Annotated in this window: 15 protein-coding genes; 8 read left to right on the top strand and 7 right to left on the bottom strand. The window is 70.5% G+C overall.

From position 1 onward, the window contains the following. Positions 1-643 precede the first annotated feature (643 nt). Positions 644-1564 (bottom strand): rhomboid-like protein, encoded by a 921-nt coding sequence (locus ACFZDJ_RS16460; protein ID WP_391059638.1) that lies wholly within the window; start codon positions 1562-1564, stop codon positions 644-646. A gap of 144 nt (positions 1565-1708) precedes the next feature. Next, positions 1709-2113, bottom strand: coding sequence for a hypothetical protein (locus ACFZDJ_RS16455; RefSeq protein ID WP_391059635.1), 405 nt, complete (start codon positions 2111-2113; stop codon positions 1709-1711). A 116-nt stretch (positions 2114-2229) separates the two neighbouring features. Between ACFZDJ_RS16455 and ACFZDJ_RS16450 the strand changes: the two genes are divergently transcribed. The 6 genes from ACFZDJ_RS16450 to ACFZDJ_RS16425 all read left to right on the top strand — a co-directional run bounded on the left by ACFZDJ_RS16450 (position 2230) and on the right by ACFZDJ_RS16425 (position 9794). Then, positions 2230-2541: a hypothetical protein gene (locus tag ACFZDJ_RS16450; RefSeq protein ID WP_391059854.1), complete on the top strand. Its 312-nt coding sequence runs from the start codon at positions 2230-2232 to the stop codon at positions 2539-2541. Positions 2542-2596: 55 nt separating this feature from the next. Next, the gene (locus ACFZDJ_RS16445; RefSeq protein WP_168511119.1) at positions 2597-3274 is read left to right on the top strand and encodes a spermidine synthase; all 678 of its coding nucleotides are present in this window, start codon (positions 2597-2599) and stop codon (positions 3272-3274) included. Positions 3275-3387: 113 nt separating this feature from the next. After that, positions 3388-4125, top strand: coding sequence for a response regulator transcription factor (locus tag ACFZDJ_RS16440; protein WP_054236710.1), 738 nt, complete (start codon positions 3388-3390; stop codon positions 4123-4125). 47 nt (positions 4126-4172) lie between these two features. Further along, positions 4173-5315: a HAMP domain-containing sensor histidine kinase gene (locus tag ACFZDJ_RS16435; RefSeq protein ID WP_248296980.1), complete on the top strand. Its 1143-nt coding sequence runs from the start codon at positions 4173-4175 to the stop codon at positions 5313-5315. A 282-nt stretch (positions 5316-5597) separates the two neighbouring features. Then, positions 5598-9434: a multifunctional oxoglutarate decarboxylase/oxoglutarate dehydrogenase thiamine pyrophosphate-binding subunit/dihydrolipoyllysine-residue succinyltransferase subunit gene (locus tag ACFZDJ_RS16430; RefSeq protein WP_391059632.1), complete on the top strand. Its 3837-nt coding sequence runs from the start codon at positions 5598-5600 to the stop codon at positions 9432-9434. Positions 9435-9611: 177 nt separating this feature from the next. Beyond that, positions 9612-9794 (top strand): DUF6104 family protein, encoded by a 183-nt coding sequence (locus tag ACFZDJ_RS16425; RefSeq protein ID WP_005312030.1) that lies wholly within the window; start codon positions 9612-9614, stop codon positions 9792-9794. A 27-nt stretch (positions 9795-9821) separates the two neighbouring features. Here ACFZDJ_RS16425 and ACFZDJ_RS16420 read toward each other — a convergent pair whose 3' ends face one another. Beyond that, entirely contained in the window at positions 9822-10649 is an 828-nt protein-coding gene (locus ACFZDJ_RS16420; RefSeq protein ID WP_391059628.1) for a hypothetical protein, read from the bottom strand. A gap of 231 nt (positions 10650-10880) precedes the next feature. Here ACFZDJ_RS16420 and ACFZDJ_RS16415 point away from each other — a divergent pair, with 231 nt between their 5' ends. Further along, positions 10881-11756 carry a DUF4097 family beta strand repeat-containing protein gene (locus ACFZDJ_RS16415; protein WP_390932186.1) on the top strand — a complete coding sequence of 292 codons (876 nt, stop codon included), beginning with the start codon at positions 10881-10883 and terminating at the stop codon, positions 11754-11756. A 1-nt stretch (position 11757) separates the two neighbouring features. After that, on the top strand, positions 11758-12807 hold the full coding sequence (locus tag ACFZDJ_RS16410; RefSeq protein ID WP_391059625.1) for a helix-turn-helix transcriptional regulator: 1050 nt from the start codon (positions 11758-11760) through the stop codon (positions 12805-12807). Between the two features lie 92 nt (positions 12808-12899). On the opposite strand, the gene ACFZDJ_RS16405 is transcribed toward ACFZDJ_RS16410, so the two are convergent. The 4 genes from ACFZDJ_RS16405 to ACFZDJ_RS16390 form a co-directional block, all read right to left on the bottom strand. After that, complete coding sequence (locus tag ACFZDJ_RS16405) at positions 12900-13466, bottom strand: Clp protease N-terminal domain-containing protein (protein WP_391059622.1); 567 nt, start codon at positions 13464-13466, stop codon at positions 12900-12902. Continuing rightward, positions 13466-13675 carry a helix-turn-helix domain-containing protein gene (locus ACFZDJ_RS16400; protein ID WP_010984411.1) on the bottom strand — a complete coding sequence of 70 codons (210 nt, stop codon included), beginning with the start codon at positions 13673-13675 and terminating at the stop codon, positions 13466-13468. Before ACFZDJ_RS16400 ends, ACFZDJ_RS16405 begins: the two co-directional genes overlap by 1 nt. A gap of 169 nt (positions 13676-13844) precedes the next feature. Beyond that, positions 13845-14810: a zinc-binding dehydrogenase gene (locus ACFZDJ_RS16395; RefSeq protein ID WP_168511106.1), complete on the bottom strand. Its 966-nt coding sequence runs from the start codon at positions 14808-14810 to the stop codon at positions 13845-13847. A 677-nt stretch (positions 14811-15487) separates the two neighbouring features. After that, on the bottom strand, positions 15488-16762 hold the full coding sequence (locus tag ACFZDJ_RS16390) for a malic enzyme-like NAD(P)-binding protein (RefSeq protein WP_390932193.1): 1275 nt from the start codon (positions 16760-16762) through the stop codon (positions 15488-15490). Positions 16763-17033 lie beyond the last annotated feature (271 nt).

Raw genomic sequence — 17033 nt, 5'->3', positions numbered from 1 at the left:
CACGCTTCCCTCTTGGTCGGCGCCACTCCGCCGCAAACCCGCGGCGAACGCCTGTGGTGCGGTCAACGCCGTCGGCCCGCCGTCCCTTCCCGTGCGACCGCGCCCGGTCGACGCGGTCGCGAGAGTGCAAGAGCACCCCCACACCACTGCAATCGCATTCACAGCCGCCTCCTTCACACTGCAGGGACGGGTCCGAGGAGGCGGCCGAGAGGCGGGCGCCCGCGGCGCCGGCCATCGCTTCGCAATCCGGCACCGCACCCGACGTCTCAGACCGCACGATCACGCCAACCCGGACACCCCGCAGGACGGCCACTCGCTGCTCGGCACCCGGGACCGCGACCATGTGCTCGCCGAGTGGTGGTGGAATCGCCAGGACAAGCAACCGATCCACAGGTGAGCGACGTACATCGGCAAGACCGAGCAGTACGCGGAGTACTACGGCCTCGTACTGCGGCCTCCGCCTGGACCGGCAGGGCCGGCTGCCCGGCGGGGTGAACGGCGGCGAGGCTCCACGGGGCGAGTGCGGAACAGGAGCGCCGCCTCGGAGTCCCGGAGCTGGCCCGACAGCTGACGGCGGCCCGGGCGACCTGACCCGACCCGACCGGACCGGACCGGTCCCGACCCGCCGCGACCTCCCCGGATGCTAGGCGGCGACGGTGTCAGGCGTCTGAGCGGTGTGTACGACGGCGGGGGCGCCGGGGCTGGAGGCCGCCGCCGTACGGGCGCGGCGCCAGCCCCGGACCAGCGGCCAGGTCGACACCCCGATCGCCAGGGACATCACATGCCCCCAGTCCGTCATCGGGTCGGCGAATTCGAGCAGGTCCCCGACGACCATCGAGCCGAAGACGACCAGCAGCGGCCAGCGCAGCCAGGGCCTCAGCAGCCCGGCGAGCGCGCCGACGCTCGTGGCCACGCCGAAACTGATGCCGTAGTCGAGGCGGTGCAGGGAGCTGTCGGGAAGGTCTCCCGCCAGCACGGAAAGGCCGACGGGCACCTCGGTGGCCAGGGTGGCCACGACATGCCCGAGCAGGAAGACTCCGGCGGCCCGCAGGCCGCCTATCCGCCGCTCCAGCGCGGTCAGCACCAGCACGAACCCGATGGCGTACGGCGAGGTGATCCCGCCCGCCATCCACAGCGCGCTGGCCAGCAGCACCAGCACCGGCTCGCGTATGAGGTGCGCGACGTCGGTGCTGGACCCCTGCTGCAAGGCGTGCACGAGGGAGGGGTCCGCGTGGTCGGTGACCATCGCGGTGACGGTGAGCACGGCCGCGTACCCGAAGGTGAAGGGCGTTCCGGTGGGGGTGGGCAGCAACCGCCAGGGACGGAGCGACCGGAGCCGGGCGAGGGCGCGGGAGACGGGTGGAGCCGATGGGGCGCGAGGGGCGAGTACAGGGGTCGCCGGGCGGGGGGCGGGCGGCACGGCCGTGGCGCCGCGTTGTCGCGGCACTCCGTCCAGGAGAAGCGAGCCCGTCTGGGGGTCCTTGAGCGCGGCATCGGCCGAGGAGGCCGTCGGGGCCGTGGTCGTCGCCACTGCCGTCGCCGTCGCGGTCGTGCTCCGGTCCAAGGTGAGGGGCTCCTTCCGTCCCGCCCCACCCTTGGGGGCTCGCGGCGCCGCTGTCTATGACCGACGCCACGTGGGAGGCGATTCATAGCAACCTGATAAGCGCGTACGGCGTCCGCGGTCGCCGTGTCCGCACACACGTCCGAGTCAGCCCGTATGTGCGTCCGACGGCGGCCCCGCGCCGCCGCTCGCGACCGCCTCGCGCAGCGCGCCCGCGCCGACCTCGACGAGATCGGCGTAGCGCTTCACGAAGAACGCGTGGGCGGGGTGGCCGGGATCGCCCGCCTCGGCGAGCAGAACGTTGAACATCTTGGTGCGTCCCGGGCGCCGACTGTTGCAGTCGGCGAGTCCCACCAGCGCGGCGAAGAACTCGGCGGCCGAGTGCGCCTCGACGGCGAAGAACCGCTCGACGTCGTGCTCCTCGCCGCGCCGCAGTACGCAGACGGGGCACCTACGGTGCGCCGTTCCTCTTCTGTCGCCGCCGTACTGGACGCACTGGCCGTCCAGTACATCCGCTTCCTCAAGTAGCCCCTTCTTTAAGAAGCCCGTCACCGCGATCCGCACCACCCTGGCCGCGGCGGGCCAGCGCCCACTGGTCGTGCGACGCCTTGGTGATGCTGCCCGCCCAGCGAGACGACGAGAGAGGCGTCGGCTCGCGCTTGCGGGCAATGTCGTACCCGATCCCGTCGACGCGGACCTCGCGGTGCTGCGCCTGCGCACGCCCCACGAGGAGCGCCGCGGTCTCTTCGAGTCCTTCTTCCTCTCGGCCCGAGATCGCCGCGAGGGCGGCCGCGCTGGTCGCCGACTACGGCGCGAGCGACACGGCACTCCTGGACGTCGCCTTCGGACGGGCGCGGGCCCAGGGGCGACTGCCGTTCGAACTGCCGCGCTCCATGGCGGCGGTGGAGGCGTCGCGGCCGGACGTCCCCGACGCCACCGAAGACCCCGTGTTCTCCTACGGGCACGGACTGAACCTCTGACCCCCTGAGGGTTAATTCGGCTGCCCATCCTGGCGAAAGTGCCAGGATGGGAGCCATGACTGCCTCGTACGACATCCCTGTAGTCATCGATCGCCGGGAAGGCCCCTACGGCGAGGTCGTGTTGCGGCGCCACGGCGCACTGCTCCAGATCATCGCCAACGGGTGCTTCCTGATGGACACCTCCGACGGCCGCTCGGAGCGACTGCTCGTCGACGCCGCACTGGACGCCCTGGACGGGCGGGCGGAGCCGAAGGTGCTGATCGGGGGGCTCGGTGTCGGGTTCTCTCTGGCACACGCCGCCGCCGACCCGCGCTGGGGCCACATCACCGTCGTCGAACGCGAAGGGGCCGTCATCGACTGGCACCGCGACGGACCGCTGGCCGAACTCTCCGCGGCGGCGCTCGCCGACCCCAGGACCGAGATCGTGAGATCCGACCTGCTCGCTCACGTCAATGAGACTTCCGACACGTACGACGCACTGTGCCTCGACATCGACAACGGGCCCGACTGGACCGTCACCGAGGACAACACCGGGCTGTACGGACCGGCCGGACTGGCAAGCTGCGCAAGGGCGTTGAAGCCGGGCGGGGTACTCGCCGTGTGGTCGGCGCAGCCCTCTCCGGAATTTGAAGGAACGCTGCGGAATGCCGGATTCCACCAGGTGCGTACCGAAGAGATCCCCGTTGCCCGGGGCGTTCCGGACGTCGTCCATCTCGCGGTCGGGCCTGGATAGCCGAGCGAAGGTGACTGCCCGTACCCTGCTTCCCTGGCGCAGATCATTCAAGCGTCAAGCGCAGTCATGGGATCACCCCACGGATTCCGGAAAGCACACTTCAGGGGCGGGCGATGGAGCAGACACACACCTCGCACAACGGCACGGCGGCCACGCCAGGCGCTCAGCGCCGCGTGCTGGTGGTCGAGGACGACCCGACGATCGTCGACGCCATCGCGGCCCGCCTGCGAGCCGAGGGATTCCTCGTGCAAACCGCGGGCGACGGACCGGCCGCCGTCGACACAGCAGAGGCCTGGCAGCCCGACCTGCTGATCCTCGACATCATGCTGCCCGGCTTCGACGGCCTGGAGGTCTGCCGGCGCGTGCAGGCCCAGCGCCCGGTGCCGGTGCTGATGCTCACCGCGCGCGACGACGAGACCGACATGCTGGTCGGGCTCGGCGTCGGCGCCGACGACTACATGACCAAGCCGTTCTCGATGCGCGAGCTGGCCGCGCGCGTGCACGTCCTGTTGCGCCGGGTCGAGCGGGCCGTGGTGGCCGCCTCGACACCGCGCAGCGGGATCCTGCGCCTCGGCGAGCTGGAGATCGACCACGCACAGCGCCGGGTACGGGTGCGCTCGGAGGACGTGCACCTCACGCCCACCGAATTCGACCTCCTGGTGTGCCTCGCCAACACTCCGCGCGCGGTACTCTCCCGCGAGCAGTTGCTGGCCGAGGTCTGGGACTGGGCGGACGCCTCGGGCACACGGACCGTGGACAGCCACATCAAGGCACTGCGCCGGAAGATCGGTGCCGAGCGGATCCGTACCGTCCACGGCGTGGGCTACGCGCTGGAGACCCCGACTCCCTGAGCCGGGTCTCCGCAGGGACCAGGAACCTCATGTAGGGGGCTGATGTCATGAGCGGGCTCGGTGAATCGGGCAGAACCACGGGCCTCGTGAGCGGTCCCGGCGAGCCGGGCCGCGGCGAGGGGTCCTGGGGCTCCGTACGCCCCTTCTCGATCAAGACCAAGCTGGGCGCACTGGTCGTCATCTCCGTGCTCATCACCACGGGTCTGTCGATGATCGCGGTGCACACCAAGACGGAGCTCCGCTTCATCACGGTCTTCTCGATGATCGCCACACTGCTGATAACGCAGTTCGTGGCCCATTCGCTCACCGCGCCGCTGGACGAGATGAACACGGTCGCCCGCTCCATCTCGCACGGCGACTACACCCGCCGGGTGCGTGACGACCGGCGGGACGAACTGGGCGACCTGGCCCAGACGATCAACCTCATGGCCGACGAGCTGGAGGCCCAGGACCGCCAGCGCAAGGAACTCGTGGCGAATGTCTCGCACGAGCTGCGCACCCCCATCGCGGGCCTGCGCGCGGTCCTGGAGAACGTCGTGGACGGCGTCTCGGCCGCCGACCCCGAAACGATGCGTACGGCCCTGAAGCAGACGGAGCGGCTGGGCCGGCTGGTCGAGACGCTGCTGGACCTCTCCAGGCTGGACAACGGCGTCGTACCCCTGCGCAGGCGCCGTTTCGAGGTGTGGCCGTACCTGTCCGGCGTGCTCAAGGAGGCCAACATGGTCGCCTCCGCGCGCGCGGGCATCGCCTCCGGCTCCGGCAGCCACACCCGCACCGACGTCCATCTGCACCTCGACGTGTCCCCGCCGGAGCTGACCGCGCACGCCGACCCGGAGCGGATCCACCAGGTCGTGGCGAATCTCATCGACAACGCGGTCAAGCACAGCCCGCCGCACGGCCGGGTGACGGTCAAGGCACGGCGGGGCGACTACCCCGAGTCACTGGCCCTGGAGGTCCTGGACGAGGGCCCCGGGATTCCGCAGTCGGAGTGGCACCGGGTCTTCGAGCGCTTCAACCGCGGCGGGGTGCCCTCGCCGCACGGCCCGGGCAGCGACGGCGGTACGGGCCTCGGGCTCGCCATCGCCCGCTGGGCGGTCGATCTGCACGGCGGCCGGATCGGCGTGGCCGAATCCCAGCGGGGCTGCCGGATCCAGGTCACCCTTCCAGGGCTTCCTTCTCTGCCAAGTTGACGTAAAGTTCGAACCGGAGCCACAAGATCCACCGTCGTCCCGTGCTCGTGGACACGTGTGATCAGGCACAGGGCCGTGTGAGTCGTACCGCGACCCTGAATCGACGTACCCATTCCGGATCGAAACCCCGCTTGTTTCCCGCCATTTCCCTCCCCGAAACACGCTTTCCGATGTGACTTACACGACGTTGGACCGGCCCGGCCTGACCTTCTCGGCCAGGGGGGCGTAGCCTTAATTCCCGCTGTCCATCACCTTGTGAAGCGGAAGAGGGCGGTTGCCGCCGTGTCGCCACAGTCCCCCAGTAACTCGAGCATCTCGACCGATGACCAAGCCGCCGGGAAGAACCCCGCGGCCGCGTTCGGTGCGAACGAGTGGCTCGTCGACGAGATCTATCAGCAGTACCTCCAGGACCCGAATTCGGTAGACCGAGCCTGGTGGGACTTCTTCGCCGACTACAAGCCGGGGGCCCCTGCCGCCTCGGCTTCGGCGGGTACTGCGGCCGCGGGGGCCGCAGGGACCACCACCCCGTCAGCAACGCCTCAGGCCGCGCCTGCCGCTCCGGCAGCCCCTGCCGCGCCCTCGACGCCCGCGGCCCCGGCCCAGGCCGCTCCTGCGGCTTCTGCGCCCGCCCAGGCCGCCGCTCCCGCGGCCGCTCCGGCGGCGCCGAAGCCCGCTGCCGCCGCCCCGGCTCCCGTGAAGGCCGCTCCGGCCGCCGCGAAGCCGAAGGCCGAGCCCGCGACCGGGGCCCCCGAGGGTCCCGAGTACGTGACGCTGCGTGGTCCCGCCGGTGCCGTCGCGAAGAACATGAACGCCTCCCTGGAGCTGCCCACGGCCACGTCCGTGCGCGCGGTCCCGGTGAAGCTGCTCTTCGACAACCGCATCGTCATCAACAACCACCTGAAGCGCGCCCGGGGCGGGAAGATCTCCTTCACCCACCTCATCGGCTACGCGATGGTGCAGGCCATCAAGGCCATGCCGTCGATGAACTGGCACTACGCGGAGAAGGACGGGAAGCCGACCCTCGTCAAGCCCGCGCACGTCAACTTCGGCCTCGCCATCGACCTGGTGAAGCCGAACGGCGACCGCCAGCTCGTCGTCGCCGGCATCAAGAAGGCCGAGACGCTGAACTTCTTCGAGTTCTGGCAGGCCTACGAGGACATCGTCCGCCGCGCCCGCGACGGCAAGCTGACGATGGACGACTTCACCGGTGTCACGGTCTCCCTGACCAACCCCGGCGGCCTCGGCACCGTCCACTCCGTCCCCCGCCTGATGCCCGGCCAGTCGGTCATCATGGGCGTCGGCTCCATGGACTACCCGGCGGAGTTCCAGGGCACCTCCCAGGACACCCTGAACAAGCTCGGCATCTCGAAGGTCATGACGCTCACGTCGACCTACGACCACCGGGTGATCCAGGGCGCCGCCTCCGGCGAGTTCCTCCGGATCGTCGCGAACCTCCTCCTCGGCGAGAACGGCTTCTTCGACGAGATCTTCGAGGCCCTGCGCATCCCCTACGAGCCGGTCCGCTGGCTCAAGGACATCGACGCCAGCCACGACGACGACGTCACGAAGGCCGCCCGTGTCTTCGAGCTGATCCACTCCTACCGGGTCCGCGGCCACGTCATGGCCGACACCGACCCGCTGGAGTACCGCCAGCGCAAGCACCCCGACCTCGACATCACCGAGCACGGCCTCACCCTGTGGGACCTGGAGCGCGAGTTCGCGGTCGGCGGCTTCTCCGGCAAGTCGATGATGAAGCTGCGCGACATCCTCGGCGTGCTGCGCGACTCGTACTGCCGCACCACCGGCATCGAGTTCATGCACATCCAGGACCCGAAGCAGCGCAAGTGGATCCAGGACCGCGTCGAGCGCCCGCACTCCAAGCCGGAGCGCGAGGAGCAGCTGCGCATCCTGCGCCGCCTGAACGCGGCGGAGGCCTTCGAGACCTTCCTGCAGACGAAGTACGTCGGCCAGAAGCGCTTCTCCCTGGAGGGCGGCGAGTCCGTCATCCCGCTCCTCGACGCCGTCATCGACAGCGCCGCGGAGTCCCGCCTGGACGAGGTCGTCATCGGCATGGCCCACCGCGGCCGCCTGAACGTCCTCGCCAACATCGTCGGCAAGTCGTACGCACAGATCTTCCGCGAGTTCGAGGGCAACCTCGACCCGAAGTCGATGCACGGCTCCGGCGACGTGAAGTACCACCTGGGCGCCCAGGGCACCTTCACGGGCCTGGACGGCGAGCAGATCAAGGTCTCGCTGGCCGCCAACCCCTCCCACCTGGAGACGGTCGACCCGGTCATCGAGGGCATCGCCCGCGCCAAGCAGGACATCATCAACAAGGGCGGCACGGACTTCACCGTCCTGCCGGTCGCCCTGCACGGTGACGCGGCCTTCGCGGGCCAGGGTGTGGTCGCCGAGACGCTGAACATGTCGCAGCTGCGCGGCTACCGCACCGGCGGCACGGTCCACATCGTCATCAACAACCAGGTCGGCTTCACCGCCGCCCCGGAGTCCTCGCGCTCCTCCATGTACGCCACCGACGTGGCCCGCATGATCGAGGCGCCGATCTTCCACGTGAACGGCGACGACCCCGAGGCCGTCGTCCGCGTCGCTCGTCTGGCCTTCGAGTTCCGCCAGGCGTTCAACAAGGACGTCGTGATCGACCTCATCTGCTACCGCCGTCGCGGGCACAACGAGTCGGACAACCCGGCGTTCACGCAGCCGCTGATGTACGACCTGATCGACAAGAAGCGCTCGGTGCGCAAGCTCTACACCGAGTCCCTGATCGGCCGCGGCGACATCACCCTCGAAGAGGCCGAGCAGGCGCTGCAGGACTTCCAGGGCCAGCTGGAGAAGGTCTTCACCGAGGTCCGCGAGGCCGTCTCGCAGGGGGCCGAGGTGCAGATCTCGGACCCGCAGGCGCAGTTCCCGGTGGCCGTGCAGACCGCGGTCTCCCAGGAGGTCGTGAAGCGGATCGCCGAGTCCCAGGTCAACATCCCCGACAACGTCACCGTCCACCCGCGTCTGCTGCCGCAGCTGCAGCGCCGGGCGGCGATGATCGAGGACGGCACGATCGACTGGGGCATGGGCGAGACCCTCGCCATCGGCTCCCTCCTCCTGGAGGGCACCCCGGTCCGGCTGTCGGGTCAGGACTCCCGCCGCGGCACCTTCGGACAGCGCCACGCGGTCCTGATCGACCGGGTCACGGGCGAGGACTTCACCCCGCTCCAGTACCTCTCCGACGACCAGGCCCGCTACAACGTCTACGACTCCCTGCTCTCCGAGTACGCGGTCATGGGCTTCGAGTACGGCTACTCGCTGGCCCGCCCGGACGCCCTCGTGATGTGGGAGGCGCAGTTCGGCGACTTCGTCAACGGCGCGCAGACGGTCGTCGACGAGTACATCTCGGCCGCGGAGCAGAAGTGGGGCCAGACGTCCGGCGTCACGCTCCTCCTCCCCCACGGCTACGAGGGCCAGGGACCGGACCACTCCTCGGCCCGTATCGAGCGCTTCCTGCAGCTGTGCGCGCAGAACAACATGACGGTCGCCCAGCCGACGCTCCCGTCGAACTACTTCCACCTCCTGCGGTGGCAGGTTCACAACCCGCACCACAAGCCGCTGGTGGTCTTCACCCCGAAGTCGATGCTGCGTCTCAAGGCCGCCGCGTCGAAGACGGAGGAGTTCACCACGGGCGCCTTCCGCCCCGTCATCGGCGACGACTCGGTCGAGGCCACGGCGGTCCGCAAGGTCGTCTTCTGCGCCGGCAAGCTGTACTACGACCTCGAGGCCGAGCGGCAGAAGCGCGGCGTCACGGACACGGCGATCATCCGCATCGAGCGCCTGTACCCGCTCGCGGGTGCCGAGCTCCAGGCGGAGATCGCCAAGTACCCGAACGCCGAGAAGTACCTGTGGGCCCAGGAGGAGCCGGCGAACCAGGGCGCGTGGCCCTTCATCGCGCTCAACCTGATCGACCACCTGGACCTGGCCGTCGGCGCCGACATCCCGGGTGCCGAGCGGCTGCGCCGCATCTCCCGCCCGGCCGGCTCGTCCCCGGCCGTGGGCTCGGCGAAGCGGCACCAGGCCGAGCAGGAGCAGTTGGTGCGTGAGGTGTTCGAGGCGTAGCCCTCGATCCACTCAAGTCCGGTGAAGGGCCCGGCCTCCGAGAACACCGGAGGCCGGGCCCTTCCCTGTGCCACCGTTCCGGCGGTGATACAGGGTTCGAGGCCCTTCGGGCGCCCCGTGGGCCCACTTATCCTTTTCTCAGCGTTCCCCTTCACTTTCAGCGACGGAGCACCATCCATGTACTTCACCGACCGTGGCATCGAGGAACTGGAGAAGCGGCGCGGCGAGGAGGAGGTCACCTTCGAGTGGCTCGCCGAGCAGCTGCGTACGTTCGTCGACCTCAATCCGGACTTCGAGGTGCCGGTGGAGCGGCTGGCGACGTGGCTGGCGCGGCTGGACGACGAGGACGACGAGGAGTAGGCCCCCGGCGTCGAGAGCGGGTGGGCGTCAGTCGAAGGCGCGCAGCCGGTCGTACGCGAGGCCGAGCGCCCCGTGGAGCATCAGGAGCGTCCCCGCGACGATCCAGCCGGCACTGTGGCGCCGTACGCCCCACACGGTGAGCGGCAGCCCGGCGGCCAGCTGCCCGGTCGCGAGGACACGGGCCCGGCGCCCGCGCGGCCAGGAACCCGCCCCGGCGCCTTCCACCGCCTCCAGCTCCGCCCGGACCGCCGCACGCCACCCGTTCCACTCGATCTGCTCGGCACCGGGCTGGATCCGGGCCACCTCGAGGAGCCGGTCGGCCGGCTCCCCGGGGCCGAGTCCGGCCGGCAGCCGCACCCCCGCGTGCGTGAGGACGGCGAGCAGTCCCCGCAGGCGCGCGCGGGCGTCCGCCCCGGACACCGGCCTGGTCAGCGGGTCGAGCGCCTGCATGTCGAGGACCGGGTCGAGGCCGAGCCGCGTGGCGAAGGTGCGCATCGCCTCGTCCTCACCGACCGGGGTGCCGTTCGCCAGCCATTCGTAGCCCACACTGCGCCGGAAGCCCGCCGCGAGGGTGAGCCCGCTGCGGTCCGCGTCCCACCACAGGGCCAGTACGGGCCAGGGGGCGCTGACGGCCAGGGCGGTGGCCCACCCCGTGACCACGCGGTCGACGGGCTCGGCGCCGTGCAGCCAGGGCTCCCCCTCGGGAACGAGCACGCTCCACTCGGGGCCCGCCCCGGTGAGCAGCATCCGCTCCCGCAACAGCTGGGCGGCGAGGCCGACGGACTCGTGCCCTGCCCGGCAGAGCAGCAGCGCGCCAGCGGCCTTGGCCTGGGACGAGTCGGGCGTCGTGGACATGAGCACACCGTAGATCGACCACGACTCGAATTGCCTGTTTTGCCCGTCAAGTCCCCGCCGCTCACCCGCAAGCCCTGATCGCGAGAGCCCCATTTCCCCCAAACGAGTGCCTTGACTTTCCGCATCCGCGATATATCGTGAATGACGGAAGACGCGATATGGCGCGTCGAGTCCAGATTACGTCGAGTCCAGACGCGTCCGGTCTGGTCGGGTCGTTGGGAGGTCTGCACCATGTCCGAGTGGTCCGTCGCAGAGCCGAGGAAGCTCACCTTCGACGACCCCGTGACGGCACTTCATGTGCGCGTCGTCAACGGAACGGTGAACGTCGTGGGGACCGACGAGGGTTCCGCCCGCCTCGAGGTTTCCGAGCTGGAGGGCCCCCCACTGCTCGTGACCCAGCAGGACGGCACGCTCACCGTGGCGTATGAGGACCTGCCCTGGAAGGGCTTCCTCAAGTGGCTCGACCGCAAGGGCTGGCGCCGCAGCGCCGTCGTCACACTGGCCGTCCCGGCCGGCACCCCCGTCGAGGTGGGCGTCGTCGGCGCCGCCGCCGTGGTCTCCGGGATGGAGAACCGGGTGGAGGTCAAGGGCGTCACAGGCGACACGACCCTCGTACGGATCGCCGGCCCCGTCCGCGTGGACACCGTCTCCGGGAGCCTGGAGGCCCAGGCCGTCGCCGGCGACCTCCGTTTCCACTCCGTCTCCGGCGATCTGACCGTGGTCGAGGCCTCGGGCTGCTCCGTGCGCGCCGAATCGGTGAGCGGCTCGATGATCGTGGATCTCGACCCCACGGGCACCCCCACCGACGTCCAACTGTCGAACGTCTCGGGGGAGATCGCCATCCGCCTCCCGCACCCCGCGGACGCCGAGGTGGAGGCCAACACCGCCAGCGGCACGGTCTCCAGCGCCTTCGAGGACCTCCGGGTCAGCGGCCAGTGGGGCGCCAAGAAGATCACCGGCCGACTGGGCGCGGGCAACGGCAAGTTGAAGGCGGTGACCGTCTCCGGTTCCATCGCCATGCTCCGCAGGCCGACGACGGAGGACGAGCCCCGCGAGGACGGATCGTCCACCTCCCCGGAGACCCCGACCGACAAGAAGGTGCTCTGACATGCCTCCCGTCTTCGCCCACGGCCGCCTGCGCCTCTACCTGCTGAAGCTGCTGGACGAGGCCCCCCGCCACGGGTACGAGGTGATCCGGCTCCTGGAGGAGCGCTTCCAGGGGCTGTACGCACCCTCGGCAGGCACCGTCTACCCCCGGCTGGCGAAGCTGGAGGCGGAAGGACTGGTCACCCACACCACCGAGGGCGGCCGCAAGGTGTACGCGATCACGGACGCGGGCCGCGCCGAACTGGCCGACCGCAGTGGCGAACTGGCCGACCTGGAGCTGGAGATCCGCGAGTCGGTCGCGGAGCTCGCCGCGGAGATCCGCGCCGATGTGCGGGGCGCGGCGGGCGATCTGCGCCGAGAGATGCGGGCGGCTGCCACCGAGGCGAGGCGCAGCGGCAAGAGCGGCACCGGCGCCGGAGAGCACGAAGGTCCCGCGGGCGACTTCGGGGACTCCCACGACAAGGAGTCGTGGCGGGTCGCGAAGGAGGAGATGCGGCGGGTCAAGCAGGAGTGGAAGGAACAGAACCGGCGCGCGAAGGACGAGAGCCGCCGGGCCCGCGACGAGGCGCAGCGCGCGCGGCGCCAGGCCAAGGAGGCGCAGGACGAGATGCAGCGCATGGCCAAGCGGGTCCAGGAGCAGGTCCAGGACCGCTTCGCGCGCGGCGACTGGCCGAACGGGGTCCGTGAGGGCCTGAGCGAACTGGCCAAGGAATTCGGCGACTTCGGGAAGACCTTCGGCAAGGACTTCGGTAGGGACTTCGGCTTTGGCCGTGCGGGTGCGGCGGCCACCGGGTCGGCGAAGCGCGAGTACGCCGAGTACACGGACACTCCGGAGGACTTCCCCGCCGACTGCGCACCCTCCTGGGCCCACGAGGACTCCACCGGCGACCCCGCCCGTGACCTCGAACGCCTCCTGGACCGCTTCCGCGACGACATCCGCGACGCGGCCCGCGACCACGGGGTGACGGAAGACCAACTCCGCGCGGCCCGCCGTCACTTGTCGACGGCGGCGGCGCACATCGGAGCCGCGTTGCGCACGCCGAAGAGCTGACGCCCAGCGTCGCCCGGGGCTCTTCGAGGTCCGGGGCGGATCCCGTGGGCTTCGGCCGGGGGCTCCTGGTAGAAGCCCCCGGCTCCGACCGCTCACCCCGCCTTGGCCTCCCCGCCGCCGTACAGCACGCGCGTGACCGTCTCATAGGTGACCCCGTGGTCGGCGAGCACCTCCGCCGGCACACCGGGCCGAGCGGTCAGGGCCATCAGCAGATGCTCGTCGCCGATGTGCCGGTCATGACGGGCGAGCGCCGCACGAAGGGACCGCGTCAGCACGTCCTTGGCCCCCGGGGCGAACGGCCGACGCCTGGACCGTCGCCCGCCACCACCGCCGTTCCCCGATCCCAGCGCTCCCACCCCGTGGGCCTCTTCCACCCGGGAGACGATCTCCGAGAGGTCGATCCCGAGCCCGGAGAGCGCCTCCGTATCAGCGCGGGAGAGCCCACCCCGCCGGCGCGCCTCGGCAAGCGCCCGTTCCATCGAGTCGCGACGACCGGCCGCACCGAGCGAGGCCAGCGCGAACGAGCCACGGCTGCCCTCCCGGTCGAGGAGTGCGAGAAGCATGTGCTCCTCGTCCACCGCCTCGGCACCCGTGCGTTCGGCGTGTCCGACCGCTCCCTCGACCACGGCCCGGGCGTCCTTCGTGAACCGCTCGAACATCACTGCCTCCCGTACTTCTTGTGCACGGCCTGCCTACTCACTCCGAGTTCCGCGGCGATCTCCTGCCACGACCAGCCCTGATTGCGCGCGCTGCGCACCTGCACCGCTTCCAACTGCTCCAGCAGCCTCCGCAGCGCGGAGACCGCCCGCAGTCCGATCCGCGGATCGCGATCACCCGCACGCTCGGCGAGATCCGTTGCTTCGGTCATGCCGTCAACCTAAGTTGACAGCAGAGCGATTGTCAACCCCAGTTGACATCCGGTACGCGAAACGGCGGGCCCGAAACCTCCCGAGCCCGCCGCGACCGCCCCGCACTGCGCCCCGGCCCGAACGGCCGAGGAATCCCTCAATCCCCCACCCTCATACTCACCCTCACGCTCATCCCACCGTGAGAACGATCTTCCCGAACTGATCGCCCGCCGCCAGCCGCTCGAACCCTTCCCGGGCCCGGTCCAGCGGAAGCACCTCGTCGATGACGGGTCGCACACCCGTGGCGGCGCAGAAGGACAGCAGATCCTCCAGCTCGTCCTTGGTGCCCATCGTGGAACCGACGATCTTGAGTTCCAGGAAGAAGACGCGGGTGAGCTCGGCGTGCGAGGGGCGGTCGCCGCTCGTCGCGCCCGAGATGACCAGCGTGCCGCCGGGCCGCAGCGACTTGATGCTGTGCGACCAGGTGGCCGCGCCGACCGTCTCGATGACCGCGTCCACGCGCTGCGGCAGCCGTGCGCCGGACTCCAGGGCCTCCACGGCCCCCAGTTCGACGGCCCGCTTGCGCTTGGCCTCGTCGCGGCTGGTGGCGAAGACCCGAAGACCGGCGGCCTTGCCGAGCACGATCGCGGCGGTCGCCACGCCGCCGCCGGCGCCCTGGACGAGGACGGAGTCGCCGGGCCGTACTCCGGCGTTGGTGAACAGCATGCGGTAGGCCGTCAGCCATGCGGTCGGCAGACAGGCGGCCTCCTCGAAGGAGAGTTCCTTGGGCTTGGGAATGACGTTCCACGTAGGGACGGAGACCTGTTCGGCGAACGTGCCCTGGTAGCGCTCGGTGAGGATGGAACGGGGCTCCTTCGGGCCGACCCCGTGCCCCGTCTGTCCGATGACCGAGTGCAGCACGACTTCGTTGCCGTCCTCGTCGACGCCGGCCGCGTCGCATCCGAGGATCATCGGCAGCTTGTCCTCGGAGAGGCCGACGCCGCGCAGGGACCAGAGGTCATGGTGGTTCAGGGACGCGGCCCTGACGTTCACGGTGGTCCAGCCCGGCCTCTGCTCGGGGGCCGGGCGCTCCCCCAACTCCAGGCCGGTGAGCGGCTGGTCACGGTCAATGCGGGCGGCGTAGGCAGCGAACATGACCTTGACGATAGGCTCCGCCCCCGCCCGGCGGAACCACGTCCCCCTGTGACACACGTCCCGCCACCCTCACGCCCCACGTCACACCGACCCCACCCCACCCACACCCAGAACCAACCGCCGCCTTCCGGACCGTGGCGGAGCCCGGCCGGGGGCCCAGGGCGGAGCCCCGCCAGGGGGGCCGAAAGCGGAGCCCCGCCGGGGCTCAGGGGTGGAGCCCCTCGGGGGTGATGGAGGCGGAGGCCCGCGGGGGTGAGCGGGGGCGGAGGCCCGCGGGCCCGAGGGCGAAGTCCCGCGGAGGCCAAGGGACGAAGCCCCACCGGAGCGAGAGCACAGCCCCGCGGGGTCAGGGGCGCAGCCCCGCGGGGTCAGGGGCGCAGCCCCGCGGGGTCAGGGGCGCAGCCCCGCGGGGTCAGGGGCGCAGCCCCACCGGGGTCCCAGGGGCGGAGCCCCTGGCGGGGGCCGAGGCGGGGCGCAGCCCCCTCCCCCTCCCCCCGCAGCCCCCGTCCGGGGTCCAGGGGCGGAGCCCCTGCCGGGTCGAAGGGGCGGAGCCCCTGGGGATGGGACGGGTAGGGGCGGCGGGGGCGAAGGACGGGGACCCGTACGGACCAGTCCGGGACAGAAAACAGGGCCCCGCCGGGAGCAACCCGGCGAGGCCCTGGAATCACGCGGCCGCGTCAGCGGCGGGCAACACCCTCGGCCCGAGCAGCCGCAGCCACCGCCGCGGTAACCGCAGGAGCCACCCGCTCGTCGAACGGCGACGGAATCACATAGTCCGCGGCAAGTTCGTCCCCGACGACCGCAGCCAACGCCTCCGCCGCCGCGATCTTCATCCCCTCGGTGATCCGAGACGCCCGCACCTGCAACGCCCCCGCGAAGATCCCGGGAAACGCCAGCACGTTGTTGATCTGGTTCGGGAAGTCCGACCGCCCGGTGGCGACCACGGCCGCGTACTTGTGGGCGATCTCGGGGTGCACCTCGGGATTCGGGTTGGCCATGGCGAAGACGAAGGCCCCCTCGGCCATCGACGCCACCGCCGGCTCCGGCACCGTACCCCCGGACACACCGATGAAGACGTCCGCGCCCGCGAGCGCCGACTCCAGCGACCCCGTGAGCCCCGCCTTGTTGGTGATCCCGGCGAGCTCCCGCTTGACGTCGGTCAGGTCCTCCCGGTCCGCGGAGACGATGCCCTTGCGGTCCGCGACCGCGACGTCACCGATCCCCGCCTCCAGCAGGAACTTGGCGATGGCGACCCCGGCCGCCCCCGCCCCCGAGATCACCGCACGCAGATCACCCAGCGTCCGCCCGGTCAGCTTCGCGGCATTCCGCAGCGCCGCCAGCGTCACGATCGCGGTGCCGTGCTGGTCGTCGTGGAAGACGGGAATGTCCAGCCGCTCCTGGAGCTTGCGCTCGATCTCGAAGCACCGCGGCGCCGAGATGTCCTCCAGGTTGACGCCCCCGAACGAGGGAGCGAGCCGGACCACGGTCTCCACGATCTCGTCGACGCCCGTGCAGTCCAGCGCGATCGGCACGGCATCCACCCCGCCGAACTGCTTGAACAGAATGGCCTTGCCCTCCATCACGGGAAGGGAGGCCTCCGGGCCGATGTCACCGAGTCCCAGCACCGCCGTGCCGTCCGTCACCACAGCGACGACGGACGACTTCCACGTGTAGTCGTAAACGAGCTCGGGCTGCTCGGCGATGGCGCTGCACACCTTCGCCACGCCGGGCGTGTACGCCAGGGACAGGTCGTCCTTGTCACGGACGGGCACGGTGGCCTGCACGGCCATCTTGCCGCCACGGTGCAGCGCAAATGCAGGGTCGAAGTCGAGGGAGTCGACGGAGCCGTCGGAACCGACGGTGCCGACGGAGCCGGCGGAATTGACCGGCTCCACGTCGCCTTCAAGACCAGTACTGCTGTCGCTGCGAGGATTGACGATCTCCGCTGCCACTTTGTTTTACCCCTTAAGTCTTCATTGTTTGAGGGTGACCACTCCTGGTTGAGGGGTGGGCGGGCACCGCGTAATCCTGCCGCCGTGGTTGCGTACGGGCGGATACGCGACGGGCGCGCCGCACACGCGCCCTGAGCCCCGGATGAGGGGTGTAAAGAACCTTCTTACCGGACGGACCAGGTCGGCGACGAGTCCATACCGCGAAGCTCACACGCCGGTGACATGACTCATACCTGGATATGTCGACAAGTCCAAGACATGACCTCAGGAC

The organism is Streptomyces sp. NPDC007896, from assembly GCF_042959425.1.
GTDB lineage: Bacteria > Actinomycetota > Actinomycetes > Streptomycetales > Streptomycetaceae > Streptomyces.
This window is presented reverse-complemented; position numbering and strand designations above follow the sequence as displayed.